The sequence below is a fragment of the Pseudomonas alkylphenolica genome, from assembly GCF_000746525.1.
Classification (GTDB): Bacteria; Pseudomonadota; Gammaproteobacteria; order Pseudomonadales; family Pseudomonadaceae; genus Aquipseudomonas; species Aquipseudomonas alkylphenolica.
In genome coordinates, this window is the sequence record NZ_CP009048.1 from 689,045 (window position 1) to 713,955 (window position 24,911).

General features: G+C 61.9%; 25 protein-coding genes. 16 read left to right on the plus strand and 9 right to left on the minus strand.

Annotated elements, in window-relative coordinates:
- Nucleotides 1-3 precede the first annotated feature (3 nt).
- Nucleotides 4-1,734, minus strand: coding sequence for a C13 family peptidase (locus PSAKL28_RS03240; RefSeq protein WP_038606460.1), 1,731 nt, complete (start codon nt 1,732-1,734; stop codon nt 4-6).
- Nucleotides 1,735-1,822: 88 nt separating this feature from the next.
- Nucleotides 1,823-2,278, minus strand: a complete 456-nt coding sequence (locus PSAKL28_RS03245) for a MaoC family dehydratase (RefSeq protein ID WP_038606463.1) — start codon at nt 2,276-2,278, stop codon at nt 1,823-1,825.
- Between the two features lie 169 nt (nt 2,279-2,447).
- Between PSAKL28_RS03245 and PSAKL28_RS03250 the strand changes: the two genes are divergently transcribed.
- The 3 genes from PSAKL28_RS03250 to PSAKL28_RS03260 are packed head-to-tail and all read left to right on the plus strand — an operon-like array spanning nt 2,448 to nt 4,123.
- Nucleotides 2,448-2,810: a CidA/LrgA family protein gene (locus PSAKL28_RS03250; RefSeq protein ID WP_038606466.1), complete on the plus strand. Its 363-nt coding sequence runs from the start codon at nt 2,448-2,450 to the stop codon at nt 2,808-2,810.
- Nucleotides 2,811-2,812: 2 nt separating this feature from the next.
- The gene (locus tag PSAKL28_RS03255) at nt 2,813-3,523 is read left to right on the plus strand and encodes an LrgB family protein (RefSeq protein WP_174446956.1); all 711 of its coding nucleotides are present in this window, start codon (nt 2,813-2,815) and stop codon (nt 3,521-3,523) included.
- 9 nt (nt 3,524-3,532) lie between these two features.
- Nucleotides 3,533-4,123 (plus strand): LON peptidase substrate-binding domain-containing protein, encoded by a 591-nt coding sequence (locus PSAKL28_RS03260; RefSeq protein ID WP_038606472.1) that lies wholly within the window; start codon nt 3,533-3,535, stop codon nt 4,121-4,123.
- Nucleotides 4,124-4,127: 4 nt separating this feature from the next.
- Here PSAKL28_RS03260 and PSAKL28_RS03265 read toward each other — a convergent pair whose 3' ends face one another.
- Both PSAKL28_RS03265 and PSAKL28_RS03270 read right to left on the minus strand, forming a co-directional pair.
- Complete coding sequence (locus PSAKL28_RS03265) at nt 4,128-5,444, minus strand: bifunctional DedA family/phosphatase PAP2 family protein (protein ID WP_038606475.1); 1,317 nt, start codon at nt 5,442-5,444, stop codon at nt 4,128-4,130.
- Nucleotides 5,445-5,448: 4 nt separating this feature from the next.
- Nucleotides 5,449-6,141 (minus strand): DNA-3-methyladenine glycosylase, encoded by a 693-nt coding sequence (locus PSAKL28_RS03270; RefSeq protein ID WP_038606500.1) that lies wholly within the window; start codon nt 6,139-6,141, stop codon nt 5,449-5,451.
- Nucleotides 6,142-6,388: 247 nt separating this feature from the next.
- Between PSAKL28_RS03270 and PSAKL28_RS03275 the strand changes: the two genes are divergently transcribed.
- From PSAKL28_RS03275 to PSAKL28_RS03335, 13 genes are all read left to right on the plus strand, one after another.
- On the plus strand, nt 6,389-7,660 hold the full coding sequence (locus PSAKL28_RS03275) for a glutamate-5-semialdehyde dehydrogenase (protein ID WP_038606518.1): 1,272 nt from the start codon (nt 6,389-6,391) through the stop codon (nt 7,658-7,660).
- A 37-nt stretch (nt 7,661-7,697) separates the two neighbouring features.
- Nucleotides 7,698-8,348, plus strand: a complete 651-nt coding sequence (gene nadD / locus PSAKL28_RS03280; RefSeq protein WP_167335134.1) for a nicotinate-nucleotide adenylyltransferase — start codon at nt 7,698-7,700, stop codon at nt 8,346-8,348.
- Nucleotides 8,349-8,390: 42 nt separating this feature from the next.
- Nucleotides 8,391-8,816 carry a ribosome silencing factor gene (rsfS, locus tag PSAKL28_RS03285; RefSeq protein ID WP_038606533.1) on the plus strand — a complete coding sequence of 142 codons (426 nt, stop codon included), beginning with the start codon at nt 8,391-8,393 and terminating at the stop codon, nt 8,814-8,816.
- A 9-nt stretch (nt 8,817-8,825) separates the two neighbouring features.
- Nucleotides 8,826-9,293 (plus strand): 23S rRNA (pseudouridine(1915)-N(3))-methyltransferase RlmH, encoded by a 468-nt coding sequence (gene rlmH / locus PSAKL28_RS03290; RefSeq protein WP_010222895.1) that lies wholly within the window; start codon nt 8,826-8,828, stop codon nt 9,291-9,293.
- A 16-nt stretch (nt 9,294-9,309) separates the two neighbouring features.
- Entirely contained in the window at nt 9,310-11,199 is a 1,890-nt protein-coding gene (mrdA, locus tag PSAKL28_RS03295) for a penicillin-binding protein 2 (protein WP_038606544.1), read from the plus strand.
- Nucleotides 11,200-11,237: 38 nt separating this feature from the next.
- Nucleotides 11,238-12,341: a rod shape-determining protein RodA gene (gene rodA / locus PSAKL28_RS03300; RefSeq protein ID WP_051939583.1), complete on the plus strand. Its 1,104-nt coding sequence runs from the start codon at nt 11,238-11,240 to the stop codon at nt 12,339-12,341.
- Between the two features lie 17 nt (nt 12,342-12,358).
- Nucleotides 12,359-13,369: a lytic murein transglycosylase B gene (gene mltB, locus PSAKL28_RS03305; RefSeq protein WP_038606550.1), complete on the plus strand. Its 1,011-nt coding sequence runs from the start codon at nt 12,359-12,361 to the stop codon at nt 13,367-13,369.
- Nucleotides 13,369-14,361: a septal ring lytic transglycosylase RlpA family protein gene (locus PSAKL28_RS03310; RefSeq protein WP_038606553.1), complete on the plus strand. Its 993-nt coding sequence runs from the start codon at nt 13,369-13,371 to the stop codon at nt 14,359-14,361. The genes mltB and PSAKL28_RS03310 overlap by 1 nt, the downstream gene beginning before the upstream one ends.
- 135 nt (nt 14,362-14,496) lie before the next feature.
- Nucleotides 14,497-15,657, plus strand: a complete 1,161-nt coding sequence (locus PSAKL28_RS03315; RefSeq protein WP_038606556.1) for a D-alanyl-D-alanine carboxypeptidase family protein — start codon at nt 14,497-14,499, stop codon at nt 15,655-15,657.
- 76 nt (nt 15,658-15,733) lie between these two features.
- Complete coding sequence (locus tag PSAKL28_RS03320; RefSeq protein ID WP_038606559.1) at nt 15,734-16,006, plus strand: DUF493 domain-containing protein; 273 nt, start codon at nt 15,734-15,736, stop codon at nt 16,004-16,006.
- Nucleotides 16,006-16,653, plus strand: a complete 648-nt coding sequence (gene lipB, locus PSAKL28_RS03325; protein WP_038606561.1) for a lipoyl(octanoyl) transferase LipB — start codon at nt 16,006-16,008, stop codon at nt 16,651-16,653. The genes PSAKL28_RS03320 and lipB overlap by 1 nt, the downstream gene beginning before the upstream one ends.
- A 2-nt stretch (nt 16,654-16,655) precedes the next feature.
- On the plus strand, nt 16,656-17,654 hold the full coding sequence (lipA, locus tag PSAKL28_RS03330) for a lipoyl synthase (RefSeq protein WP_010222903.1): 999 nt from the start codon (nt 16,656-16,658) through the stop codon (nt 17,652-17,654).
- 134 nt (nt 17,655-17,788) lie between these two features.
- Nucleotides 17,789-18,745, plus strand: a complete 957-nt coding sequence (locus PSAKL28_RS03335) for a S66 peptidase family protein (RefSeq protein WP_051939150.1) — start codon at nt 17,789-17,791, stop codon at nt 18,743-18,745.
- A 67-nt stretch (nt 18,746-18,812) separates the two neighbouring features.
- On the opposite strand, the gene PSAKL28_RS03340 is transcribed toward PSAKL28_RS03335, so the two are convergent.
- From PSAKL28_RS03340 to leuS, 5 genes are all read right to left on the minus strand, one after another.
- Entirely contained in the window at nt 18,813-20,129 is a 1,317-nt protein-coding gene (locus PSAKL28_RS03340) for a lytic murein transglycosylase (protein WP_038616216.1), read from the minus strand.
- Between the two features lie 61 nt (nt 20,130-20,190).
- Nucleotides 20,191-20,346, minus strand: a complete 156-nt coding sequence (arfA, locus tag PSAKL28_RS03345; RefSeq protein ID WP_038606564.1) for an alternative ribosome rescue factor ArfA — start codon at nt 20,344-20,346, stop codon at nt 20,191-20,193.
- A gap of 100 nt (nt 20,347-20,446) precedes the next feature.
- Complete coding sequence (gene holA, locus PSAKL28_RS03350) at nt 20,447-21,484, minus strand: DNA polymerase III subunit delta (RefSeq protein ID WP_038606566.1); 1,038 nt, start codon at nt 21,482-21,484, stop codon at nt 20,447-20,449.
- 36 nt (nt 21,485-21,520) lie between these two features.
- A complete protein-coding gene (locus PSAKL28_RS03355) occupies nt 21,521-22,129 on the minus strand; it encodes an LPS-assembly lipoprotein LptE (RefSeq protein ID WP_038606568.1) in 609 nt (202 codons plus the stop codon).
- 65 nt (nt 22,130-22,194) lie between these two features.
- On the minus strand, nt 22,195-24,801 hold the full coding sequence (gene leuS / locus PSAKL28_RS03360; RefSeq protein ID WP_038606571.1) for a leucine--tRNA ligase: 2,607 nt from the start codon (nt 24,799-24,801) through the stop codon (nt 22,195-22,197).
- Between the last annotated feature and the right edge of the window lie 110 nt (nt 24,802-24,911).

Consider the following 24,911-nt stretch of genomic DNA (forward strand, 5'->3'; position numbering starts at 1 on the left):
AGCTTAGTGGGTACTGGCATTTTTTGCATGTCCAGTCTGCTTGTCCGCGTTGCTCTGCAACGCTTTGCGTGCCTGTTGCTGGCGCAGTCGCTGCCAGTGTGCGAGGACCTCGGCGGGCGCCCAGATCTGCGGCTCGGACGCTTCGAATCCTTCTGCCGATTCGCGTTCGGCAACGCTGGCGCTGGCCAGCTCGAAGGCCTGGCTCAGGTTGTCGGTCTGGTTCAGGGCCTGGGCAAACAACGCGTCACCGAAATAGGTGAAGTCGGCCTCTTCAGAGCAGCCAAATGATACGCGGTCTGCGCGTGAGGCCGTCATGATCAGGGTCATGTTGTCCTTGAGTGCGTCGATGTAGCCCCCGGAATAGCAGGCGGAGATGACGATCACCTTGTGGCGATCTTTTAATGGCGCCAAGGCACTGGCCAGGGCGTCGGCGGGCAGGTCGGCCAGTTGCATGCGCGGCAGGTCCAGCACCAGTTCGTGCTCGTGGCTGCCATGGCTGGTCAGGTAGATGAACACCAGGTCTTCGGGGCCGCTACGTTCGGCCAGGGTTTGCGCCGCCCGGGCAAGGTTCTCGCGGGTGGCCAGCGCGCGATCATCCAGATGGTCGCGGTGGTTGACCAGGTTGATCTGGCCTACTGCGCCAAAGCGACTCTTGAGCAAGTTGCTGACATAGTCGGCTTCGCGCAGAAACACGCTTTGCTTGCCGTCGCCAGCCAGGGCCAGGCTGTACAGTTCGATTTCCGGCGTCGAGGCCGGCACCTTGGCCAGGGCCTGTTCCAGCAGGCGACCTTGATTGAGCAAGGCCAGCTCCAGTGGATCAGGCAACAGGCGGCCCTGTTCGTCACGCACGCGCTGGCCATTGACCCAGTAACCACTCTGGCTGCTGCCATCGCTCAAGGTCAGACGGCCAGGCCCCTGGTAGGTGTCGTTTTCGAAACCGCCGACGTAGAGGCTGCCGTCCGCCAGTTGCAGGCGGCCCTTGCCGGAAAAGCGCCAATCGACAAAGTTGCCCTTGTAGTGACTGCCGTCTGCGCCGATCAGCTCACCCTTGCCGTTGAGCGTGCCGTCCTTGAACTGACCGATCCAGACATCACCGTCGGTACTTTCGTAACGACCGCGGCCTTCCAGGTGATTGTCACGAAAGGCGCCGATGTACTGGTCGCCTTCGGCGCTATTGAAGGTGCCGCTGCCTTCGAGCTGACCGTTGACGAAGCGACCGCTGAACTGGTTGCCGCTGGCGTCGCTGCGGATGCCTTCGCCATTGGGTTTGCCGCGGGCAAACAGGCCCTGGTACTGGCTGCCGTCGGCCAGTTCCAGATGCCCGGCGCCATTGTATTGGTCGTCCTTGAACTGGCCGCGGTACAACAGGCCGGTTTCTTTCAGGGTGCCTTCGCCATCGCGGCGGCCCAGCTTGAAGCCACCGGTGTAGCTGCTGCCCTGTGTCTTCAGGGTGCCCAGGCCATGGAACAGGCCCTGCTGGAACTGGCCACGGTAGACCTCGCCATTGCTGCCATGCCACTCGCCCTGGCCATGCCACTGGCCATTATGGAAGTTGCCGGCGTACCAGCTGCCGTTGGGGTAATCGATGCGCCCTTCGCCTTGCAGCAGGCCATCGACGACCTGGCCCCGGAAGCGGCCGCCATCGGGCAGGCGGGCATCAGGTGGAGACAGCGGTTCGCCATCGCCACAGGCGGCGAGCAGCAAGGTCAGGGCAAGGGGAACAAGTGGGCGCATGACGGGGTCCGGACGGGTAAGGCCCCGAGTATGCCGCACAATGTGCAGGCTGAAACAGCCGCAGAGGCTGTTTCAGTGCAGGGTGGCCTCAGACGAAGCAGAGTGTCAGCGGCTCGGCAATATAGGCGGGCTTTTCCTGGCCGTCGATTTCCAGGGTGGCGGTGAATTTGAGCAGCCATTGGCCGGGCTTTTTCTCGAAGGCTTCGCTCAGGTCAACTTTAAGGCGGACCTTGCTGTCGACTTTGACCGGCTGGATGAAACGCACGCTGTCCAGGCCATAGTTGACGACCATCTTCAGACCTTCAGGCAGGACCAGGATGTCTTCCATCAGCTTGGGGATCAGCGACAGGGTGAGAAAACCGTGAGCGATGGTGCTGCCAAATGGCGTTTTTGCCGCCTTCTCCGGGTCCACATGAATGAACTGGAAGTCGCCAGTGGCTTCAGCAAACAGGTTGATGCGCTCTTGATCGATGGTCAGCCATTCGGAACGTCCCAGTTCCTTTCCAACGTACTGCGACAGCTCTGCAACAGGTACAAAGGGCATTGTGACTCTCCAGGTGATTTTTGGTTTTCTTATGATTTCGGCAGATTCGAAAGACTAAGATCAGCACGCCTGCACAAAGCGGTCAAGTCGCCATGTTTTCGGCGAATATCAGGTTATAGGCAAGTCGTTAGCGTGCTTATAATGGCCGCCAGGCCTGAAGGAGATAGTTATGCTGTTGCGTGGTTTGACCTGGCTGGTGTTGTTTCAATTGCTTGGGACGGCAATCAATCACTTGTTTGTGCCCATCTTGCCCGGGCCGATCATCGGCCTGTTACTGCTGCTGGTGTTCCTCATGGTGCGCGGTGAAGTGGGTGCGCCGCTGAGCGAGGCGGCCAATAGCCTGTTGCGCTACCTGCCTTTGCTGCTGGTGCCGCCAGCGGTGGGGGTGATGGTCTACGCCGCGGATATCGCGGCGGACTTCTGGGCCATCGTCGGTGCCCTGGTGATTTCGGCGTTGGTTACCCTGGCCTTCGTCGGGGTGCTGATGCAAAAGCTCATCGCCCGTCAGACCAAGCGTGAGGAACAGCCATGAGCCTGGACTGGAGCGGCGCACTGGGCGCGGTCATTCACCATCCATTGTTCGGGATCGGCATCACCCTGGGGGCGTACCAGCTGGTGCTGGCGGCCTATGAAAAGACCCGCTGGATTTTCCTCCAGCCGGTACTGGTGTCGATGCTGGTCGTCATTGGCGTACTCCTCGCCTGTGGCCTGACTTACAGCGAGTACCGCAAAAGTACCGAGATCATGAGTATCCTTCTCGGGCCGGCGACGGTGGCGCTGGCGGTGCCGCTTTATCTCAATCTGCGGCGGATTCGCCAGCTGTTCTGGCCGACCTTTACTACGCTGGTAATCGGAGGGATCGTCGCGACGGGCGCTTGTCTGCTGCTGGGCTGGTGGTTTGGCGCCGAGCACATGATCCTGATGACCATGGCACCCAAGTCGGTGACTTCGCCGATCGCCATGCTGGTGGCCGAGCAGATCGGTGGCGTGGCCGCCCTGGCGGCGGTGTTTGTGTTGATCACCGGGGTGATTGGCGCAATCTTCGGCCCTGGCTTGTTGTCGCGCTGTGGTGTGCACAGCCCGGAGGCGCGGGGCATGGCACTGGGTGTAACCGCTCACGCAGTGGGCACTTCGGTGGCCCTGCAGGAAAGTGATGAATGCGGGGCCTTTGCGGCCCTGGCGATGAGCCTGATGGGCGTTGCCACGGCGGTGTTCCTGCCGCTGGCGGTCAGCCTGGTTGCTTGAGGAGTAGCAATGACCTTACCGCTGTTTCCGCTCAATACCGTGTTGTTTCCAGGTTGCTTTCTCGATCTGCAGATTTTCGAGGCGCGCTACCTGGACATGATCGGCCGCTGCATGAAGCGGGGTGGCGGTTTTGGTGTTGTCTGCATACTTGACGGCGAGCAGGTCGGCAGGGCACCGACGGGCTTTTCGCAGATAGGTTGTGAGGCTGTGATCCGCGATTTTCAGCAGCAGGACAACGGCCTGCTCGGCATTCGTGTCGAGGGCACCCGGCGTTTTCGCGTCGGGCCTTTCGAGGTGCAGAAGGATCAGTTGCTGGTCGCCGATGTGTCCTGGCTGCCAGAGGGGGACGACCTGCCGCTGACGGATGACCATCATGACTTGCTGGCGCTGTTGCAAGCGCTCGGCGAGCATCCGATGGTGGAGGCGCTGGGCATGCCGGTGACGGTCACAGGCCAGCAGGCACTGGCCAACCAGTTGGCTTACCTGCTGCCCTTTGTCGAAGAGGACAAGCTCGACCTGCTGGCCATCGATTCACCTCGGCAACGCCTGGACGCTATCCAGGCATTGCTCGATCGGCTGCAAGGCGAGTTGTTCGCCTGAACCCTCAGTACTGATAACGCATCAGGGCATGTGGCAGCGAATGCAAGCTGAAGAACGCCAGTAGCGCCACGCACGCCGGCAGAATCAACCACCAGACTTTCAGTGGCAGGGCGGTGATCGGCTCGCGGTGCTGGATCAGCGTCAGGCTGGTGGCACAGATACAGCAGGCGAGCATGGCCCCGGCGAGGATATCGGTTGGCCAGTGCGCGCCCAGGTAGACCCTCGACAACGCAATGGCCAGCGCCGGCAAACACCCCAGCAGGATCCAGGTCAGGCGCATGCGCGCCGGCTGGCCGCGTCCGGCCAGTACCGCCAGCACCAGGAAAAACGCGAAGGCTGCCGAGCTGTGGCCGCTGGGCATGCTGTAGGTGGTCAAGGGGTCGGTCAGTACTTCCGGGCGGGCGCGGGCGAACAGCCATTTCAGGCTGCCATTGGCCAGGGCCGTACCGATCAGGGTGGTACCGGCAAAGATCGCCGGACGCCATTGACGTGCCAGTAACAACAGGCCGGTCAGTAAACCACCGAGGAAGAACTGGGTACGAAAATCACCCATGCGCGTGATCAGTACCACGCTGCCATCGATGACATTGCTGCGATGTTCCTGGATCAGGGTCATCAAGCCCTGGTCGAATTCATGCAGATACGGCCAGCCGAGAAACAATGCGGCCAAAGCCACCAGGCTGAGCAGGGCGATGACCCGGGTGCCACCACGCAGGCTGCGCAAGCTGCAGTTGATGCTGACCCCGAGCAGCAGCGCCAGGCCTGCGCTAATCAGCCCGGCATCCAGCCAGAAGCCTTCGGGGAGCGGCAAGCGCATCGCCGCGCCAGTGGCCCAGCCCGGCAGCAGGTACGCAACCGACCAACCGGCACCGGCCAGCAGGCTGACGGCGATAAAGCGTGGTAGGGGCATGTCGAACATGCCGGCGACCATCGGCAGCATCGGCCGCAGCGGGCCGATGAAGCGACCGACCAGCAGGCTGGCGATGCCGTAGCGCTGGAAATAGGTCTCAGCGCCGCCGATCCATTCCGGATGATGACGTAACAGCGGCAGGCGCCGGATGTTCTGATGAAACTTGCGCCCCAGGGTGTAGGAGATGGCGTCACCCAGCAGGCCGCCAAGGAATCCCAGCAACAGGGTTTCGCCGAGTGGCAGGGCACCGCTGCCGGCCAGTACGGCCACGCCGAACAGCAACACGGTCCCCGGCACGATGATCCCGGCGATGGCCAGGCACTCCACGCAGGCCACCAGAAAAATCGCCAAGCCAAGCCATTGCGGGTTGGCGCCAAGCCAACCGGTCAGGCTGTCGAGCCATTGGCCCATCGTGTCAGTTTCCTTGTGTCAGTAGAAAGTAGTCCCGGCCTTCGACTTGGCCCCGGCGCAGCGGGTTCCGTGTGCAATGGCGGGCAAAGTCGGCATCGACAAAACGGTAGGGCAGATGTTCGTCGCGGCCATGGGGAATGCCCAGGCGGGCGGCCTGAATAATGTGTTTCACGTTGATACCGCAGTCTTCGACAAACAGTTGCTCGGGGTCGAAGCGTTTGCCGTCCCAGTGCGGCACTTTCAGGCCCAGAGCCTTGCACAGCAGCGTCTGCCCGGCGCACAGGCGTTCGGCAGGACGGGCCTGGCCGCTGGCGTCGGGGTTGTTCAGTTGCATCTGCGCCAGGCTGTTGTCGTCGCTGATGGCGTCGACGAACGGATAGGCCGACTTGATCAGCACGGCATTGCCCGGGCCATGGGCGCTGAAGTTCAACGAGTCGCCGCCGCGCGCGTAGTACATATAGATATGCCCGCCATCGAGGAACAGCGCTTTGCGCTTTTCGGTGTAGCCGAGCGACGCGTGGCTGCCTTTGTCGCTCAGGTAATAGGCCTCGGTCTCGATGATCCGCGCGGCCAGCCAGTACGGGCCGTGACGGTGGCGGATGACCTTGCCCAGCAGGGCTTTGGCCAGTTCCTGGGCGTCGCGGTCGAAGAAGCTGTCGGGCAGGGCCTGGGACGGGCAGGGGGCTGAGTCTGGCATGCGGGCGAATTCGCGGTGGTCAGGGCGGCGATGATAGCAATTTCTGGCTTAATCGATGCTGAACAGCTGCCAGGGACCTTATCGCGGGGCAAGCCCGCTCCCACTGTGGGAGCGGGCTTGCCCCGCGATAAGGGTGGATTGGCCATTGTATGAACACTGTTTTCGACCATCCGCCTGTCACCGCTGGGCGTGGGGCGACGTGCCAGTTATAATCAGCCGATTTCCCCTTCGCCAAGACACTGAACCCATGACTGAGTCCGTTCTTGACTACATGACCCGCCTGGGTCGCGCCGCCCGTGAAGCTGCCCGCGTCATCGCCCGCGCCAGTACCGCGCAGAAGAACCGTGCGCTGCAGGCCGCGGCCAATGCCCTGGACGCCGCGCGCGCCGAGCTGTCTGCCGCCAATGAACTGGACCTGGCCGCTGGTCGCGCCAATGGTCTGGAGCCAGCCATGCTTGAGCGCCTGGCGCTGACCCCTGCACGGATCGACGGCATGATCGTCGGCCTGCGCCAGGTGGCCAGCCTGCCAGATCCGGTCGGGGCGATCCGCGACATGAGCTATCGGCCTTCGGGTATCCAGGTTGGCAAGATGCGCGTGCCGCTGGGCGTGATCGGGATCATCTACGAGTCGCGGCCGAACGTGACCATTGATGCCGCCAGCCTGTGCCTGAAGTCGGGCAACGCCACCATCCTGCGCGGTGGTTCCGAGGCCATTCACTCCAACCGCGCCATTGCCGCCTGTATCCAGCGTGGCCTGGCCGAAGCCGGCCTGCCGGCTGCGGTGGTGCAGGTCGTGGAAACCACCGACCGCGAAGCTGTCGGCGCGCTGATCAGCATGCCCGAGTATGTCGATGTGATCGTGCCGCGCGGTGGCAAGGGCCTGATCGAACGCATCAGCCGTGATGCACGGGTGCCGGTCATCAAGCATCTGGACGGTATCTGCCACGTTTATGTGGCCGAGCACGCTGAGCTGGACAAAGCCCGACGCATTGCCTTCAACGCCAAAACCTACCGTTATGGCATTTGCGGGGCGATGGAAACCCTGTTGGTCGATCAGTCGGTCGCGGCAGACTTCCTGCCGGAAATGGCCCGTCAGTTTCGGGAAAAAGGCGTCGAACTGCGCGGTTGTGAGCGTACCCGCCAGATTATCGATGCCGTGCCGGCCACTGAGGCCGACTGGAGCACCGAGTACCTGGCGGCGATTCTGTCGATCCGCGTGGTCGACGGTCTGGACCAGGCCATCGAGCACATCAATCATTACGGCTCGCATCACACCGATTCCATCGTCACCGAACATCAGGGTCAGGCCCGGCAGTTCACTGCCGAGGTCGATTCGTCCTCGGTGATGATCAACACCCCGACCTGCTTTGCCGACGGTTTCGAGTATGGTCTGGGCGCAGAAATCGGTATTTCCACCGACAAACTGCATGCCCGCGGCCCGGTCGGCCTGGAAGGCCTGACCTGTGAAAAATACGTGGTGATCGGCGACGGTCAGCTGCGTGGACAGGAGTCGCTCTGACTTGGCCGAGCGCAAACCGCTCGCTGCAGTCATGACGATGCCGCCCGCCCGGCGCATTGGCGTGCTCGGCGGGACATTCGACCCGGTACACATCGGCCACTTGCGCAGCGCGCTCGAGGTGGCCGAGGTGCTGGCGCTGGACGAGCTGCGGCTGATGCCCAATGCCCGCCCGCCGCACCGGGGCACGCCGCAGGTATCGGCCCAGGACCGCCTGGAAATGGTCCGTTGTGCGGTCGAAGGCGTGCCGACTTTGTCGGTGGATGCGCGAGAACTGGCGCGCGACACGCCGTCGTATACCATCGAAACACTGGAACTGATGCGCGCCGAACTGGCCGCTTCGGATCAGCTGTTTCTGCTGCTGGGCTGGGATGCGTTCTGCGGCCTGCCCAGTTGGCACCGTTGGGAAGAATTGCTGCAACACTGTCACATCCTGGTGCTGCAACGCCCGGATGCCGACGTCGAGCCACCGGATGCCCTGCGCAACCTGTTGGCCGCACGCTCAGTCAGTGACCCGCAGGCCCTGGCAGGGCCTGCGGGACAAATTGCATTCGTCTGGCAGACGCCGCTTGCGGTGTCAGCCACGCAGATCCGACAGCTGCTGGCCAGCGGCAAGTCGGTGCGGTTTCTGGTGCCGGACGCAGTACTGGCCTACATCGATGCGCACAACCTTTACCGTGCGCCGAACTGAGTGCGCTGAGCGCCTCATACCTAAGAGTTGAATGAGTTTTATATGAGCAAGCAAGAAATGATTAAAGGCGAAGAGCTGGTCAAGGTAGCCGTTGCTGCCCTGGAAGACGTCAAGGCCCAGGACGTTCTGGTCATCGACGTTCGCGACAAGCAGAGCATCACCGACTACATGATCATCGCCACCGGTACCTCGAACCGTCAGATCGGCGCGATGCTGGACAAGGTCCGCGAAATGGTCAAAGCCCAGGGCGTGCGCCCGTTGGGTGAAGAAGGCAAAGGCGACAGCGACTGGGTTCTGCTGGACCTGGACGACGTTATCGTGCACATGATGACCGCCGCTGCCCGCCAATTCTACGACCTGGAGCGTCTGTGGAAAGGTGCCGAGCAAAGCCGTGCGGCCGATGGTAAGCACCACAGCCCGGAAAACACCCACGAGTTCTTCGCCAAGCTCAACAAAGACCAGGAATAAGGAAGCGTCGTGCGTCTGCGTTTGATCGCGGTCGGCTCGCGCATGCCCAAGTGGGTCGAGGACGGCTGGCATGAATATGCCAAGCGCCTGCCCTCGGAGCTGTCGCTGGAGCTGGTGGAGATACCGCTCAACACCCGGGGCAAGAATGCCGATGTCGCCCGCCTGATTCGTCAGGAGGGCGAGGCCATGCTCGCCAAGGTCCAGCCAGGGGAACGGATTGTCACTCTGGAGGTCCATGGCAAGCCTTGGAGTACCGAGCAACTGGCGGTCGAGCTGGACCGCTGGCGGCTGGACTCGCGTACCGTGAACTTCATGGTTGGCGGCCCGGAAGGGCTGGCGCCGGAAGTCTGTGCACGGGCCGAGCAGCGCTGGTCGCTGTCGCCGCTGACCCTGCCGCACCCATTGGTAAGGATACTGATCGGCGAACAGCTGTACCGCGCCTGGACCGTGTTGTCCGGGCACCCTTACCACAAATGAACCTGTAAGCCTTTCAATGACGCAGCCGATTCGCCTCAAGGATCACGAGAAAGACGCCCGGATGGTGCGCAGTCGCGTCGTGGTCGGTGCCGTGGCGATCGTCCTGCTGATCTGCGTGCTGATCGCGCGCCTGTATTACCTGCAGGTGATCCAGTACGACTATCACTCGACGCTGTCGGAAAACAACCGGGTGCATGTGCAGCCGATTCCGCCGACCCGCGGGCTGATTTTTGACCGTAATGGCGTGATCATCGCCGATAACCGGCCAAGCTTCAGTCTGAGCATGACCCGTGAGCGCTCCGGCGACTGGCAGCAGGTGCTCGATGTGATCGTCGAAGTGCTGGAGCTGACCCCGGACGACCGTACGCTGTTCGAAAAGCGCATGCGCCAGGGGCGTCGGCCGTTCGAGCCGGTGCCGATCCTGTTCGAGCTGACCGAGGAGCAGATTGCCCGGATTGCGGTCAATCAGTTCCGCCTGCCCGGTGTCGAGGTGGTTGCCCAGCTGGTCCGGCATTACCCGCAGGGTGCGCATTTCGCTCACTCGGTCGGCTATGTCGGGCGGATCAACGAGAAAGAGCTCAAAACCCTCGATCCGGTCAACTACAGCGGTACCCACCATATCGGCAAGACCGGTATCGAGCGCTTCTACGAGCCTGAGCTGCATGGCCAGGTTGGCTACGAAGAGGTCGAGACCAACGCCCGGGGCCGGGTACTGCGGGTACTCAAGCGCACCGACCCGATCCCAGGCAAGGACATTGTCCTGAGCCTCGACATCAAGTTGCAGGAAGCTGCCGAGGCCGCGCTGGGCGGGCGTCGCGGGGCCGTCGTCGCGCTCGATCCGAACACCGGTGAAGTGTTGGCGATGGTCAGCCAGCCAAGCTTCGACCCCAACCCGTTCGTCACCGGCATCAGCTTCAAGGCCTATGCCGACCTGCGCGATTCGATCGACCGGCCGCTGTTCAACCGTGTGCTGCGGGGCTTGTACCCGCCGGGTTCGACCATCAAACCGGCAGTGGCCATCGCCGGTCTCGACAGTGGTGTGGTCACGGCCAGCAGCCGGGTGTTCGACCCGGGCTACTATCAGTTGCCCAACTATGACCACAAGTACCGCAACTGGAACCGCAGCGGTGACGGCTGGGTCGACCTCGACCTGGCGATCATGCGTTCCAACGACACCTACTTCTACGATCTGGCGCACAAGATGGGCATCGACCGCCTGTCCAGCTACATGAACAAGTTCGGCCTCGGGCAGAAAGTCTCCCTCGACATGTTCGAGGAGTCCGCCGGCCTGATGCCGACCCGCGAATGGAAGCGCGCTACCCGCCGCCAGGCCTGGTTCCCGGGTGAAACTCTGATTCTCGGTATCGGCCAGGGCTACATGCAGACCACGCCGCTGCAGATGGCCCAGGCGATCGCGCTGATCGCCAGCAAGGGCAAGTGGAACCGTCCGCACCTGGCCAAGACCATCGAAGGCCAGCCGCCGGTGGACGAGAATCCGATGGAAGACATCGTCCTGCGCGACAAGTCCGACTGGGCCAAGGTCACCCATGGCATGGAGCAGGTGATGCACAACGCCCGTGGTACCGCCCGCGCTGCCGCCGCCGGTGCCCAGTACCGCATTGCCGGCAAGAGTGGTACCGCCCAGGTGGTGGCAATCAAGCAGGGCGAGAAGTACGACCGCAACAAGGTTCAGGAGCGCCACCGTGACCACGCCTTGTTCGTCGGCTTCGCTCCGGCAGAGAACCCGAAGATCGTAGTCTCGGTCATGATCGAAAACGGCGAGGCGGGTGGCCGCGTCGCAGCGCCGGTGATGCGTCAGGTGATGGACGCCTGGTTGCTCGACGAGAATGGCCGACTCAAATCCGAGTTCGCTCCCGCCACCGTCGCTCAGGAATCGGCCCAGTGAAGAACAATTTCGATCGCATGCTTTCCAGCGAAGACGTGATGCGCCGCCGCGCCAGCTTCCTGCAGCGTATCCATATCGACGGCCCCTTGCTGATCCTGCTGCTGACCCTGGCGGCGGGCAGCCTGTTCGTCCTCTATTCGGCCAGTGGCAAGAACTGGGACCTGTTGCTCAAACAGGCCAGCTCGTTCGGCATCGGTCTGGTGTCGATGTTCGTCATCGCCCAGCTGGAACCGCGGTTCATGGCGCGCTGGGTACCCTTGGCCTACGTCTGCGGGGTGATCCTGCTGGTGGTGGTGGATGTCATGGGCCATAACGCCATGGGCGCCACACGCTGGATCAACATTCCCGGGGTGATTCGCTTCCAACCCTCGGAATTCATGAAAATCATCATGCCGGCCACCATTGCCTGGTACCTGGCCAAGCGCTCCCTGCCGCCGCACCTCAAGCATGTGATGATCAGCCTGATCATGATTGGCGTGCCGTTCATCCTCATCGTGCGTCAGCCGGACCTCGGCACGGCGTTGCTGATCCTCGCTTCGGGTGCGTTCGTGCTGTTCATGGGTGGGCTGCGCTGGCGCTGGATCCTCAGTGTGCTCGCCGCCGCAGTACCAGTGGCTGTGGCCATGTGGTTTTTCGTCATGCACGACTACCAGAAGCAGCGGGTACTGACCTTCCTCGATCCGGAAAGCGACCCGTTGGGTACCGGCTGGAACATCATCCAGTCCAAGGCGGCCATCGGTTCCGGTGGTGTGTTTGGCAAAGGCTGGCTGCTCGGCACCCAGTCGCACCTGGACTTCCTGCCGGAAAGCCACACCGACTTCATCATCGCCGTGCTGGGCGAGGAGTTTGGCCTGGTTGGTATCTGTGCGCTGCTGCTGATCTACCTGTTGCTGATCGGCCGTGGCCTGGTGATTACCGCCCAGGCCCAGACGCTCTACGGCAAGCTGCTGGCCGGCAGCCTGACCATGACCTTTTTCGTTTATGTGTTCGTCAATATCGGTATGGTCAGCGGTTTGTTGCCCGTGGTGGGTGTGCCGCTGCCCTTCATTAGTTATGGCGGAACTTCGTTAGTGACGCTGCTGTCAGCGTTTGGAGTTTTAATGTCGATCCATACGCATCGCAAATGGATTGCACAGGTTTGAATAAGGTGAAGAATTACATGCAAGTAATGCGTGGCTGGGCAGCTCGTTGTGCGCCCTGGGTGGGCCTGCTCGGCTTGCTCGGTGGTGGTCAGCAAGCGGTCGCAGGCGACTATGACGGCTCGCCTCAGGTAGCGGAGTTCGTCGCTGAGATGACCCGCGATTATGGCTTTGCCGACGAGCAGTTGATGGATGTGTTTCGCGACGTCAAGCGCAAGCAGTCGATCCTCGATGCGATTTCCCGGCCGGCCGAACGGGTAAAACCCTGGAAGGATTACCGGCCGATGTTTCTCACTGACGCACGGGTCGCCCGTGGCGTGGATTTCTGGCGTCAGCACGAGGCGACCCTGGCCCGTGCCGAGCAGGAGTATGGCGTCCCGGCCCAGGTGATCGTGTCGATTATCGGTGTTGAAACCTTCTTTGGCCGCAACACCGGCAACTACCGGGTGATCGATGCGCTTTCGACCCTGGGCTTCGATTACCCGCCGCGGGCCGAGTTCTTCCGCAAGGAACTGCGCGAGTACCTCTTGCTGGCGCGTGAAGAACAGGTCGATCCGCTGACCCTCAAAGGTTCCTACGCCGGCGCCATGGGCCTGCCGCAATTCATGCCCAGCAGCTTTCGCGCCTACGCCGTGGACTTCGACGGTGACGGCCACATCAATATCTGGAACAACCCGGACGATGCCATCGGCAGCGTTGCCAGCTACTTCAAGCGTCATGGCTGGGTTGCCGGTGAGCCGGTAGTCAGCCGTGCCACGGCCAGCGGTGATCGCATCGACGAGGGCCTGACCCCCGGGATTGACGCGGTCAAGACGGTCGGGGAGTTGCGGGCACTGGGCTGGTCAAGTCATGATGCGCTGCGCGATGATCTGCCGGTCACCGCTTTCCGGCTTGAAGGCGACAACGGCCCCGAATACTGGCTGGGTCTGCAGAACTTCTACGCGATCACTCGCTACAACCGCAGCGTGATGTACGCGATGGCGGTACATCAGCTATCGGACCTGCTGGTTCAAGCACGGGGCGCCAAGTAATGCGCGTAATGTTTTCAGATACATCCCTCAAACTGATCGGCTGTGCGGCCCTGGGCCTGATGCTGGCCAGTTGCTCTTCCAGCAAGCCTTCGACACAGCAAAGCACCAATGTGGTGCGGGCCAAGCCCGGTCTGGACATCAACCGGGCGCACAAGGACGGCGCGCCGTGGTGGGACGTCGATGTCTCGAAGATCCCGGATGCCACGCCGACCGTGCATACCGGCAACTACAAGGCCAACCCCTACACCGTATTGGGCAAGACCTACTTCCCGATCCAGGACTCGCGCAACTACCGCGCCGAGGGTACGGCGTCGTGGTACGGCACCAAGTTCCACGGTCAGAACACCGCCAACGGCGAGGTCTATGACCTTTATGGCATGAGCGCGGCGCACAAGACCCTGCCGCTGCCGGCCTACGTCAAGGTCACCAACCTGGACAACCATCGCAGTGTGGTCCTGCGCGTCAACGACCGCGGCCCGTTCTATTCGGACCGCATCATCGACCTGTCCTATGCGGCGGCGAAGAAGCTCGGTTACGCCGAAACCGGTACCGCGCGCGTGCGTGTCGAGGGTATCGATCCGAAACAATGGTGGGCTCAGCGTGGCCAGCCGGCGCCGATGGTGCTGGATCAGCCGCAGGTTGCCCAGACCCAGGCGTTTACGCCCAGCACCGGCGCCGTCGAGCAGTGGACGCCTCCGCCGCAGCAGCATGCCGCAGCGGTCGTACCTGTGCAGATCGCCAGTAACCAGGCCAGCAATGGTCTTTACTTGCAGGTCGGCGCTTTCGCCAACCCGGATGCCGCCGAACTGCTGCGTTCCAAGTTGAGCGGTATGGTCAGCGCGCCGGTCTTCATCAGCTCGATCGTGCGCAACCAGCAGACCCTGCACCGCGTACGTATGGGGCCGATCAACAGCCAGGGCGAAGCCCAGCAGATGCAGGACAGTGTGCGTCTGGCCAACCTTGGCCAGCCAAAAGTTGTGACGGCAGACTGATCGGGGGGACTGGTCGGTTTGTCATGCAAGCGGGCGGAACAGCCATGTACAATGGCGGTTTTGCTCGCAAGGCCCAGCGCCTGAAGACGTTTTGCCCATGTAGGGCATGAGCCCAATAGCCATTTCGAGAGACGGATGAACATAACCAGCTTTGCCAAACGCCTTTGCCTGCTTGTACCGCTGATGATCACCCCTGCCGCCTTTGCGGCAGAGCAGATGATGCCGTCGCCGCCGCAACTGGCAGCCAAGTCCTACGTGCTCATGGAAGCTTCCAGCGGTAATATCCTGGTCGAGAACAATGGTGACGAGCGTTTGCCGCCGGCCAGCCTGACCAAGCTGATGACCGCCTACATCGCGACCCTGGATATCCGTCGCGGGCAAATCGGCGAGAACGACCCGGTAACCGTCAGCGAAAACGCCTGGCGTACCGGTGGCTCGCGGATGTTCATCAAGGTCGGCACCCAGGTCAGCGTCAGCGACCTGCTGCACGGCATCATCATCCAGTCGGGCAACGACGCCAGTGTCGCCCTGGCCGAGCACATCGCCGGTAGCGAAGACGCCTTCGCCGACATGATGAACAAGACTGCCGCTGACCTGGGCATGAGCAACAGCCACTTCATGAACCCGACCGGCCTGCCGAACCCCGAGCACTACTCGTCGGCTCACGACATGGCGGTACTGGCGCGCGCAATCATCCACGAAGACCCTGCTCACTATGCGATCTACTCGCAGAAAGAGTTCTTCTGGAACAATATCAAGCAGCCTAACCGCAACCTGCTGCTGTGGCGCGACAAGACTGTCGATGGCCTGAAAACCGGTCACACCGACGAAGCGGGCTACTGCATGGTGTCGTCGGCCGTACGTGATGGTATGCGTCTGATCGCCGTGGTCTTCGGTACCAACAGCGAGCAGGCCCGTGCTGCCGAAACCCAGAAGCTGCTGACCTACGGTTTCCGCTTCTTCGAAACTCAGACCTTCTACCAGAAGGGCACTGAACTGGCCGAGGCGCAAGTCTGGAAGGGTGCCGTCAACAAGGTAAAAGCCGGTCTGGCCCAAGACCTGAGCATGACTTTGCCTAAAGGCCAATTGAAGAAACTGGCTGCAAGCATGACCATGAACCCGCAACTGACCGCGCCAATCGCCAAAGGTGACGTGATCGGTAAAGTGGAAGTCAAACTGGATGACAACGTTGTACACAGCGCCGATCTGATCGCGCTGGACGCTGTTGAGGAAGCTGGTTTCTTCGGCCGGGTGTGGGATAGCATTCGTCTATTCTTCTACGGGCTGTTCAACTGATATCGTGACCAGCCACGCCCCCGCCAATTCACGCGGGGGCGTTGTTGTTGCCACGGCTTACGAGGCCGTTACTGCCATGACCGAAGCTGACAAATCGCACAAAATCGAATTCCCTTGCGCTGATTACCCGATCAAGGTAATCGGTGACACCGTGGTCAATTTCAAGGATACGGTGATCGAGATCCTCAAGAAGTACGCCGAAGTCGATCTCAAGACCCTGGCCGAACGCCAGAGTAAAGAAGGCAAGTACACCACTGTGCAACTGCACATCGTCGCTACCGGTGAAGACCAGCTGCACAATATCAACAGCGCCCTGCGCGCTACCGGTATTGTGAAAATGGTGCTCTGATGCCGGCAAGCCTCGGCTTTCGCGATCTGGGATTATTGCCTTACGAGCCGGTGCTCGAGGCCATGCGCCGGTTCACCGACCAGCGCGGCCCCGAAACCTGCGACGAGGTCTGGCTGGTGGAGCACCCTGCGGTGTTCACCCAGGGCCAGGCGGGCAAGGCCGAGCACCTGTTGGTGCCCGGCGATATTCCAGTAGTGCAGACCGACCGGGGCGGCCAGGTGACCTATCACGGTCCCGGCCAGCTGGTGGCTTACCTGTTGCTTGATGTGCGCCGGCTCGGGTTTGGTGTGCGTGATCTGGTCTCCCGGATCGAACGCTGCCTGATCGAGTTGCTGGCCAGTTATGGCGTCGAGGCGGCGGCCAAGGCCGATGCCCCGGGCGTTTACGTCGATGGAGCGAAGATCGCCTCCCTCGGCCTGCGGATCCGCAATGGCTGTTCTTTCCATGGCCTTGCCTTGAACGTGGACATGGACCTTGCGCCATTCCGCCGGATTAACCCCTGCGGGTATGCGGGGCTGGCCATGACCCAGCTGCGCGACCAGGCAGGCTCGATCGAACTCTCTGAGGTAAGGGCAAGGCTGCGCGGGCAGCTGGTCAAGCACCTCGACTATGCTGAGCAGACGACCCTTACGGGCGGAATCTTCTGAATATGACTACTGTTGTGCAAGAACCAGTGCAAAGCGTGACACCAGCGCCACGGCCCAAGGTCGAGGCGGGTGTCAAACTGCGTGGCGCGGAGAAAGTCGCGCGTATCCCGGTAAAGATCATCCCGACCGACGAGTTGCCGAAGAAACCGGACTGGATCCGCGTGCGTATCCCGGTTTCGCCGGAAGTCGACCGTATCAAGCAATTGCTGCGCAAACACAAGCTGCACAGTGTCTGCGAAGAGGCGTCCTGTCCGAACCTGGGTGAGTGCTTCTCCGGTGGTACTGCGACCTTCATGATCATGGGTGACATCTGCACCCGTCGCTGCCCGTTCTGTGACGTTGGTCACGGCCGTCCGAAGCCTCTGGATGTCGATGAGCCGAAGAACCTCGCCGTCGCCATTGCCGACCTGCGCCTGAAGTACGTGGTGATCACCTCGGTGGACCGCGACGACCTGCGTGATGGCGGTGCCCAGCACTTTGCCGACTGCATCCGCGAAATTCGCGCGTTGTCGCCGGGTGTCCAGCTGGAAACCCTGGTGCCGGACTACCGTGGGCGGATGGACGTGGCCCTGGCGATCACCGCCGAGACCCCGCCGGACGTGTTCAACCACAACCTGGAAACCGTGCCACGCCTGTACAAGGCCGCACGTCCAGGCTCCGACTACCAGTGGTCGCTGACCCTGCTGCAGAAGTTCAAAGAGCTGGTGCCGCACGTACCGACCAAGTCCGGCCTGATGCTGGGCCTGGGCGAGACCGACGAAGAAGTGATCGAAGTGATGCACCGCATGCGCGAGCACAACATCGACATGCTGACCCTCGGCCAGTACCTGCAGCCATCGCGCAGCCACTTGCCGGTGCAGCGTTTCGTGCACCCGGATACCTTCGCCTGGTTCGCCGAAGAAGGTTACAAGATGGGCTTCAAGAACGTTGCTTCCGGTCCTCTGGTGCGTTCTTCGTACCATGCCGACCAGCAGGCGCATGAGGCCAAGATCAAGCTCTGATCCCGGCTGTGTCGAATGCCGATGCCCGCTTGCCGGCGGCATCGGCATTTTTGTTTGCGGGATTTTTTCCACCCGCCGTTTGACCGTCAACCGCTCTAGGGTTGATGCTCAAGTCCAAACAAGGAGTCGTCTGGATGAACCTTCCTATCGATCAGCAGCCAGCCCTGCAATCAGTTAGTTCAATGCTGCCAAAGGCGCTGCCAGAGAATGGCCGTATCGCCATCATCGCACCCGCTGGACCGGCCCAGCTCGATACGCTCAAGGCGATCCAGTGGTTCGAAGCGCGTGGCTATCAATGCCGGATCTATCCGGGGGTAACCGAGGTTCAAGGTTATCTGGCGGGTGGCGACGCGACGCGGCTGGCGGACCTGCATGCGGCGTTCGCCGCGGATGATGTGGATGCAATTATCTGCTTGCGCGGTGGATACGGCAGTATCCGCCTGCTTGAGGGACTCGACTATGGCGTGTTGCGCAAACACCCCAAGCCGTTTGTTGGCTACAGCGATATCAGCGCATTGCACAGTGCGATCGCCCGGCATGCCGGTTTTGTGACCTTTCATGGGGCAATGCTCAAGTCCGAGTTGCTGGCGCACAAGCAGGCGCCTTCGGTGTCCTCACTTTTCGAGCTGCTCAGCGGGCGTTTGAAGTGTGGTGACAGGTTGGAGCATCCACAGAGTCATCCTTTAAGTACGATCGTCTCTGGCGCTGCCTCAGGGCGGTTGATGGGCGGTAATCTGGCGATGCTGTGTGCAACCTTGTGTACGCCGGCAGAGCTCGAGTGCCGGGATGGCATTCTGTTCATCGAGGATGTCAACGAGCCGCTGTATCGCATCGACCGGCTGTTGACCCAGCTGCGCCTGGCCGGCAAGTTCGAAGGGTTGCGGGGTGTGCTGGTCGGGGACTTTGCCGGGCTGACACTGCAGGCGCTGACGCCGTTGTTGCGGGAGATGTTCGAACCGCTGCAGATACCGGTGCTGGCCGGTTGGCGCAGTGGCCACTGCGATCCCAATATCACCTTGCCGCTAGGGGCGCAGGTGTACCTGGACGCTGAGCGCAAGTGCTTGCGCCTGGAACAGGATCTGTTTGTTTGAACACTAATCGCGGGGCAAGCCCGCTCCCACAGGTGGCGTGGGAGCGGGCTTGCCCCGCGATCATGGTTTAGCGCTGACGTAGGCTTTCCAGCAGTTTATGCGTCGGATAGCCATCAGCCGGCCAACCCAGTGCTTGCTGGGCATTGCGGATAGCTTTGCGAGTGTTGGCGCCGATAATGCCGTCGGCGGCCCCGGCGTCATAGTTTCTGGCGCTGAGCAGGGTCTGCAGCTCGACGCGCTCACTACGGCTCAACGGCAGATCGTCTTTTGGCCAAGGGCCGGCGATGTAACCCGAGCCATCGAAACGCTGGCCAAGCAGGCTGACAGCCAGGGCATAAGAAGACGAGTTGTTGTACTTGAGGATCGCGCGGAAGTTGTCCAGAACCAGGAACGCCGGGCCGCGATATCCCGCAGGCAGCAGCAGGGCAGCGGAGAGTTGCTCGCTTCCGGCAGGCAGGCGTACACCGGCTGGCAGTTTCAGGCCCAGTTGCATCCATTCGGATACGCTCTTGCGCTGGCTACCATCGGCCAGCCAGTAATCGAAGCCGGGTGCCAGTTGTACCTCGAAGCCCCATGGCTCACCGCGTTTCCAGCCGGAGCTTTGCAGGTAATGGGCAGTGGAGGCCAGGGCATCGGCGGAGCTGTTCCAGATGTCCCGGCGGCCGTCACCGTCGAAGTCCACCGCATGGGTGTTGTAGGTAGTCGGAATGAACTGGGTCTGGCCCATGGCGCCCGCCCACGAGCCTTTCATGGCGTCGGGCTGGATATCGCCATTCTGCAGGATCTGCAGGGCGGCGATCAGTTGTGCCTGGGCGAAGGCCGGGCGGCGGCCTTCATAGGCCAGGGTTGCCAGGGAGCGGATCACTGACTTGTTGCCCTGGAACTGGCCGAAGTTGCTTTCCATGCCCCACACCGAGACCAGCACGTTGCGGTCGACGCCGTAGCGCTGTTCGATCTGGCTCAAGAGCTCTGCGTGTTTTTCCAGCAGGCCTTTGCCATTGCGTACGCGCAGGGGCGACAGGGCGCCGTCGAGGTACTCCCAGACGGGGCGCGCGAACTCTGGCTGGCTGCGGTCGGCCTTGATCACGTCCATGTCTGGCGTGACACCGAGGAAGGCGCGGTCAAACGTGCCGGGGTTGATACCCGCTTGCAAGGCTTGCTGACGGAAGCCTGCTTGCCATTGGGCAAAGCTTTGCAGCGGCTGAATTTCGGTGCTGGTGTCGACTACCGGGTTCGGCACGGTCACGACCGGGGCGGGCTGGGCAGGAGCCAGCGGCAGGGCATCGGCGGCGGTGGGTTTTTCCGCGCAGGCGACGAGCAGGATGAGGCTGGAGGCAGCAATCAGCTGGCGAGGTTGCCAGCGATGGGAAAGACAAAAGGGCATGCACAGGTCCAGGTATTTCAGGTCAGGTGACGACCATACCATGCCTGCCGGAATCTTGCTTTTATGCCGCCAAAAAGTAAGAAGCCTCCCAATCTCTCGATTGGAAGGCTTCGCGGCGGTAGCTGCCTTTGCCTTTGCCTGCGCGTTCCTGGCGGCTGCGGAACAGAGGTTGGGCGATTATGGACTTGGCCTTGTTGGGCCTGGGTTTTTTGCTCATGGCAGGGCTCCTGTTGGGTTGCTGGGCGCAATATAGGGGTGAAAGTATCGCGGGGCAAGCCAGCTCCCACTGTGGGAGCTGGCTTGCCCCGCGATTGCAGTCACTCTGCCGGCAATGCCAAACGTTGCCCAGCCATCAACAACGACAATCGCGCAAGGCTCGTCCAGGGCGAACCCTGGGCCTGCCCCTTGATCTGCGCATCAATGCGCTGGGCATCCTGCAACAACTGGCTCCAGCGCTGCGCCGAGTGGCGTTGCAGGGCTTTGCTCATCAGTGGCTTGCGCTTGTCCCAGACCGGTGGCCGAGCCTGGCTGAAGGCCTTGTCCAGCGGCACGCCCTGACTGTACTGCTGGGCAAGCCCGGCCAGCACACGTAATTCCCGTGCCAGGGCCCAGAGAATCACTGGCGGTTCGACCCCTTCACCGCGCAAGCCTTCGAGCATGCGCAGGGCATGAGCAGCCTCGCCGTTGAGAATTGCATCGACCAGGCCGAAGACATCAAAACGGGCGCTGTCAGCCACCGCCGCTTGCACCGTCTCGACGGTGATCTGATTGCCTTCAGCCAGCAGCTTGAGCTTTTCGATTTCCTGGGCTGCGGCGAGCAGGTTGCCTTCGACCCGGGCGGCAATCAGGTCTACCGCGTCGCGCTGGGCGGACAGCCCGGCCTGGGACAGACGCTGGTTGATCCACTGGGGCAGTTGCTGGGTGTCGACCGGCCAGATCTGGATGAACTGGACCTGCTGGCCTTCGATTAGCGCTTTGCCCCATTTGGTCTTCTGCGCACTGCCGTCGAGCTTGGGCAGGCTGATCAGCAGCAGGGTGTCTTCGGCAGGTCGTGAGCAGTATTCGATCAGTGCCGCAGCGCCCTTGTCGCCAGGCTTGCCGGAAGGCAGGCGCAGCTCCAGCAGGCGCCGTTGGGCGAACAGTGACAGGCTGGCACCAGCCTGGAGCAGGGTGCCCCAGTCGAAGTTGGCGTCAGCGCTGAATACCTGGCGTTCATCGAAGCCTTGCTGGCGCGCGGCAGCACGCACCGCATCGGCGGCTTCCTGGCAGAGCAACGGATCATCGCCACTGATCACGTAGACCGGCGCGAGGCTGCCTTGCAGGTGTTTGTTGAGCTGGGCGGGGGCGAGTTTCATGATCGCAGGCGGGGCACCGAAGTGCCCCGTTCAGACTCAGTTGATCGGCAGTTGCAGGGGCGACTGCTGAGGCGTCTCGTCCTGGGCGCGGCGGGCCGCTTCCACGGCGTCGGCCTGGGCCTTGGCGCGTGCGTCAGCGTCCTGCTGCAGCTGGTCGAGCTGGCTCGGCGTCAGCAGTTGCAGGCGTACCAGCATGTTCTGCACCAGGTCGCGGCGCATTTCCTGGCGGGTCTGGGTCGCTTCTTGCTGGGAGCCGGTGATGTTGTTGCCGTCGTGCAGGTAGATCTTGCGCACTTCCAGCTTGTCGTTGAGCAGGTTGGTATTGTTGTGGCCTTCGATGCTGTAGCTCAGCACGGTGCTCAGCTCATACTCGGCCGAACGACCCGAGCCACCGGCATAGGTGGCGGCGCGCTGGGTTTCCGCTTCGTTGGTCAGGACCAGCTTGTATGGTGCGCCAGCGTGAACGTTGACACCGCTGCTTTGCAGGGCCTGACGCAGCTGGTTCACGGTTTCGCCGTAGGCGTTGCGTGCACTCAGGTCCAGTTCCGTGATGGTCAGCTCACTGGTGCCGGTACCGCGCAGCTGGAAACCGCAGGCACTGAGCATCACGGCCAGGCCCATTACCAGCAGATTGCGTTTGATCATCTTGTTGCTCCCTTGTGGGCCGATTCTGTATACCGGCCCGCCATGCTTGCGGGCCGGTAGTCCTGTCAGTTGGCGACGATGTTGACCAGTTTGCCCGGTACCACGATGACCTTGCGGATGCTCAGGCCTTCGGTGAAACGCAGCACGTTTTCGTTGCTGCGCGCAGCAGCTTCGACGTCTTCGCGGCTGGCGCCGGCCGGCATTTCGATCTGGCCGCGCAGCTTGCCGTTGACCTGGATGACCAGAACGATGCTGTCCTGCACCAGGGCGCTTTCATCCAGCGCCGGCCAGCCAGCATCGATCACCGCACCCTGGTGACCCAGGCGGTGCCACAGTTCGTGGCTGATGTGCGGGGTGATCGGGGCCAGCAGCAAGGCGACGGTTTCCAGGCCTTCGTGCAGCAGGGCACGGTCCTGTTCGCTGGCTTGCGGGGCTTTTTCCAGCACGTTCATCAGGGTCATCACCTGGGCGATGGCGGTGTTGAACTTGTGGAACTGGCCGACGTCGGTGCTGGCCTGTTTGATCGCTGCATGAATGGCGCGGCGGACCACTTTCTGGCCATCGTCCAGGGCTGCAACGTCCAGCTTGCCCGGCAAGCCCAGGGCGACATGGGACTGGGCCAGACGCCAGACGCGACGCAGGAAGCGGTTGGCACCTTCGACGCCGGAATCGGACCACTCCAGGCTCATGTCGGGCGGCGAGGCGAACATCATGAACAGACGGCAGGTGTCGGCACCGTAGGCTTCGATCATTGCCTGTGGGTCAACGCCGTTGTTCTTGGACTTGGACATCTTCTCGGTGCCGCCGATCTCGACCGGCAAACCGTCGGTTTTCAGGCGCGCGCCGATGATCTTGGCCTTGGCGTCACGTTCGACTTCGACGTCAGCCGGGTTGAACCAGTCCTTGCCGCCGTTGCTGGCAACCCGGTAGTAGGTTTCGGCTACGACCATGCCCTGGGTCAGCAGGTTCTTGAACGGCTCGTTGGAGCTGACCAGGCCTTCGTCACGCATCAGCTTGTGGAAGAAGCGTGCGTAGAGCAGGTGCAGGATGGCGTGTTCGATGCCACCGATGTACTGGTCTACCGGCAGCCAGTGGTTGGCCGCTTTCGGGTCGACCAGGCCGCCCTCGTAGTTCGGCGAGGCGTAACGGGCGAAATACCAGGACGACTCGACGAAAGTGTCCATGGTGTCGGTTTCGCGCTTGGCCGCAGTGCCGCATTTCGGGCAGGTGCACTCGTAGAATTCAGGCATGCGTGCCAGTGGCGAACCTGCGCCATCCGGTACCACGTCTTCAGGCAACTTGACCGGCAACTGGTCTTCCGGTACCGGCACATCGCCACAGGCTGGGCAATGGATGATCGGGATCGGGCAGCCCCAGTAGCGCTGGCGGCTGATGCCCCAGTCACGCAGACGGAACTGGGTACGCGATTTGCCCAGCTCTTTCTTGATCAGGGCCACTTCGATGGCATCGAACGCGCCCTGGAAGTCCAGGCCGTCGAATTCGCCGGAGTTGATCAACTGGCCGTACTCACCGCAGGCAGCATCCCACTCGGCAGCGACTTCGTCGCCCAGGCTGGTGCGCACCACGGCCTTGAACGGCAGGTTGTACTTTTTGGCGAACTCGAAATCGCGCTCGTCGTGGGCCGGAACGGCCATTACCGCGCCATCGCCGTAGTGCATCAGTACATAGTTGGCGACCCATACCGGCAGTTTTTCACCGGTCAGCGGGTGTTCGACGAACAGCGAGGTGGCCAGGCCTTTTTTCTCCTGGGTGGCGACGTCGGCTTCGGCGACGCTGCCGCTCTTGCATTCATCGATGAACGCTTGCAGCTCGGGGTTGCCCTGGGCGGCTTGGGTGGCCAGCGGGTGCTCGGCGGCAACGGCCACGTAGGTGGCGCCCATCAGGGTGTCCGGACGGGTGGTGAAGACCTTCAGTGCCCCGGCGTGGCCGATGCTGGCCTGATCGAAGGGGAACTGCACTTCCATGCCGCGGGACTTGCCGATCCAGTTGCGCTGCATGGTCTTGACCTGTTCAGGCCAGCCCGGCAGCTCGTCGAGGCTTTCCAGCAGCTCGTCGGCATAGTCGGTGATCTTGAAGTAGTACATCGGGATTTCGCGCTTCTCGATCAGCGCGCCCGAACGCCAGCCACGGCCGTCGATGACCTGCTCGTTGGCCAATACGGTCTGGTCGGCCGGGTCCCAGTTCACGGTACCGTTCTTGCGGTAGATCACGCCTTTTTCGAACAGGCGGGTGAACAGCCACTGTTCCCAGCGGTAGTAATCCGGTTTGCAGGTGGTGACTTCACGCGACCAGTCGAAGGCCAGGCCCAGGCTCTTGAGCTGGGTCTTCATGTATTCGATGTTTTCGTAGGTCCATTTGGCCGGCGCGACGTTGTTTTTCATCGCGGCGTTTTCCGCCGGCATGCCGAAGGCATCCCAACCCATGGGTTGCAGGACGTTCTTGCCTTGCATGCGCTGGTAACGGGCGATCACGTCACCGATGGTGTAGTTGCGCACGTGGCCCATATGTAGCTTGCCGCTTGGGTACGGGAACATCGATAGGCAGTAGTACGACTCCTTGCCTGGCTGTTCACTGACTTCAAAAGACTTTTGCTCGTCCCAGTAGGACTGGGCGGCGGCTTCGATTTCGCGGGGCTGATAGAGTTCGTGCATGGCTACTTTGCGCTTAGAGATGGGAGACCTTATCCAGGCAGCGGAAAAACCGCTACATCGGCAATCCGGTGTCAAAATGGTGAACGGCCTAGCATACATGACCCCTGTCC

Excerpts from the sequence above, each read along its gene's own strand:
- PSAKL28_RS03240 (WP_038606460.1), bottom strand. The coding sequence starts at position 1,734 with ATGCGCCCACTTGTTCCCCTTGCCCTGACCTTGCTGCTCGCCGCCTGT.
- PSAKL28_RS03245 (WP_038606463.1), bottom strand. The coding sequence starts at position 2,278 with ATGCCCTTTGTACCTGTTGCAGAGCTGTCGCAGTACGTTGGAAAGGAA.
- PSAKL28_RS03250 (WP_038606466.1), top strand. The coding sequence starts at position 2,448 with ATGCTGTTGCGTGGTTTGACCTGGCTGGTGTTGTTTCAATTGCTTGGG.
- PSAKL28_RS03260 (WP_038606472.1), top strand. The coding sequence starts at position 3,533 with ATGACCTTACCGCTGTTTCCGCTCAATACCGTGTTGTTTCCAGGTTGC.
- PSAKL28_RS03265 (WP_038606475.1), bottom strand. The coding sequence starts at position 5,444 with ATGGGCCAATGGCTCGACAGCCTGACCGGTTGGCTTGGCGCCAACCCG.
- PSAKL28_RS03270 (WP_038606500.1), bottom strand. The coding sequence starts at position 6,141 with ATGCCAGACTCAGCCCCCTGCCCGTCCCAGGCCCTGCCCGACAGCTTC.
- PSAKL28_RS03275 (WP_038606518.1), top strand. The coding sequence starts at position 6,389 with ATGACTGAGTCCGTTCTTGACTACATGACCCGCCTGGGTCGCGCCGCC.
- nadD (WP_167335134.1), top strand. The coding sequence starts at position 7,698 with ATGCCGCCCGCCCGGCGCATTGGCGTGCTCGGCGGGACATTCGACCCG.
- rsfS (WP_038606533.1), top strand. The coding sequence starts at position 8,391 with ATGAGCAAGCAAGAAATGATTAAAGGCGAAGAGCTGGTCAAGGTAGCC.
- mrdA (WP_038606544.1), top strand. The coding sequence starts at position 9,310 with ATGACGCAGCCGATTCGCCTCAAGGATCACGAGAAAGACGCCCGGATG.
- rodA (WP_051939583.1), top strand. The coding sequence starts at position 11,238 with ATGCGCCGCCGCGCCAGCTTCCTGCAGCGTATCCATATCGACGGCCCC.
- mltB (WP_038606550.1), top strand. The coding sequence starts at position 12,359 with ATGCAAGTAATGCGTGGCTGGGCAGCTCGTTGTGCGCCCTGGGTGGGC.
- PSAKL28_RS03310 (WP_038606553.1), top strand. The coding sequence starts at position 13,369 with ATGCGCGTAATGTTTTCAGATACATCCCTCAAACTGATCGGCTGTGCG.
- PSAKL28_RS03315 (WP_038606556.1), top strand. The coding sequence starts at position 14,497 with ATGAACATAACCAGCTTTGCCAAACGCCTTTGCCTGCTTGTACCGCTG.
- PSAKL28_RS03320 (WP_038606559.1), top strand. The coding sequence starts at position 15,734 with ATGACCGAAGCTGACAAATCGCACAAAATCGAATTCCCTTGCGCTGAT.
- lipB (WP_038606561.1), top strand. The coding sequence starts at position 16,006 with ATGCCGGCAAGCCTCGGCTTTCGCGATCTGGGATTATTGCCTTACGAG.
- lipA (WP_010222903.1), top strand. The coding sequence starts at position 16,656 with ATGACTACTGTTGTGCAAGAACCAGTGCAAAGCGTGACACCAGCGCCA.
- PSAKL28_RS03335 (WP_051939150.1), top strand. The coding sequence starts at position 17,789 with ATGAACCTTCCTATCGATCAGCAGCCAGCCCTGCAATCAGTTAGTTCA.
- PSAKL28_RS03340 (WP_038616216.1), bottom strand. The coding sequence starts at position 20,129 with ATGCCCTTTTGTCTTTCCCATCGCTGGCAACCTCGCCAGCTGATTGCT.
- arfA (WP_038606564.1), bottom strand. The coding sequence starts at position 20,346 with ATGAGCAAAAAACCCAGGCCCAACAAGGCCAAGTCCATAATCGCCCAA.
- holA (WP_038606566.1), bottom strand. The coding sequence starts at position 21,484 with ATGAAACTCGCCCCCGCCCAGCTCAACAAACACCTGCAAGGCAGCCTC.
- PSAKL28_RS03355 (WP_038606568.1), bottom strand. The coding sequence starts at position 22,129 with ATGATCAAACGCAATCTGCTGGTAATGGGCCTGGCCGTGATGCTCAGT.
- leuS (WP_038606571.1), bottom strand. The coding sequence starts at position 24,801 with ATGCACGAACTCTATCAGCCCCGCGAAATCGAAGCCGCCGCCCAGTCC.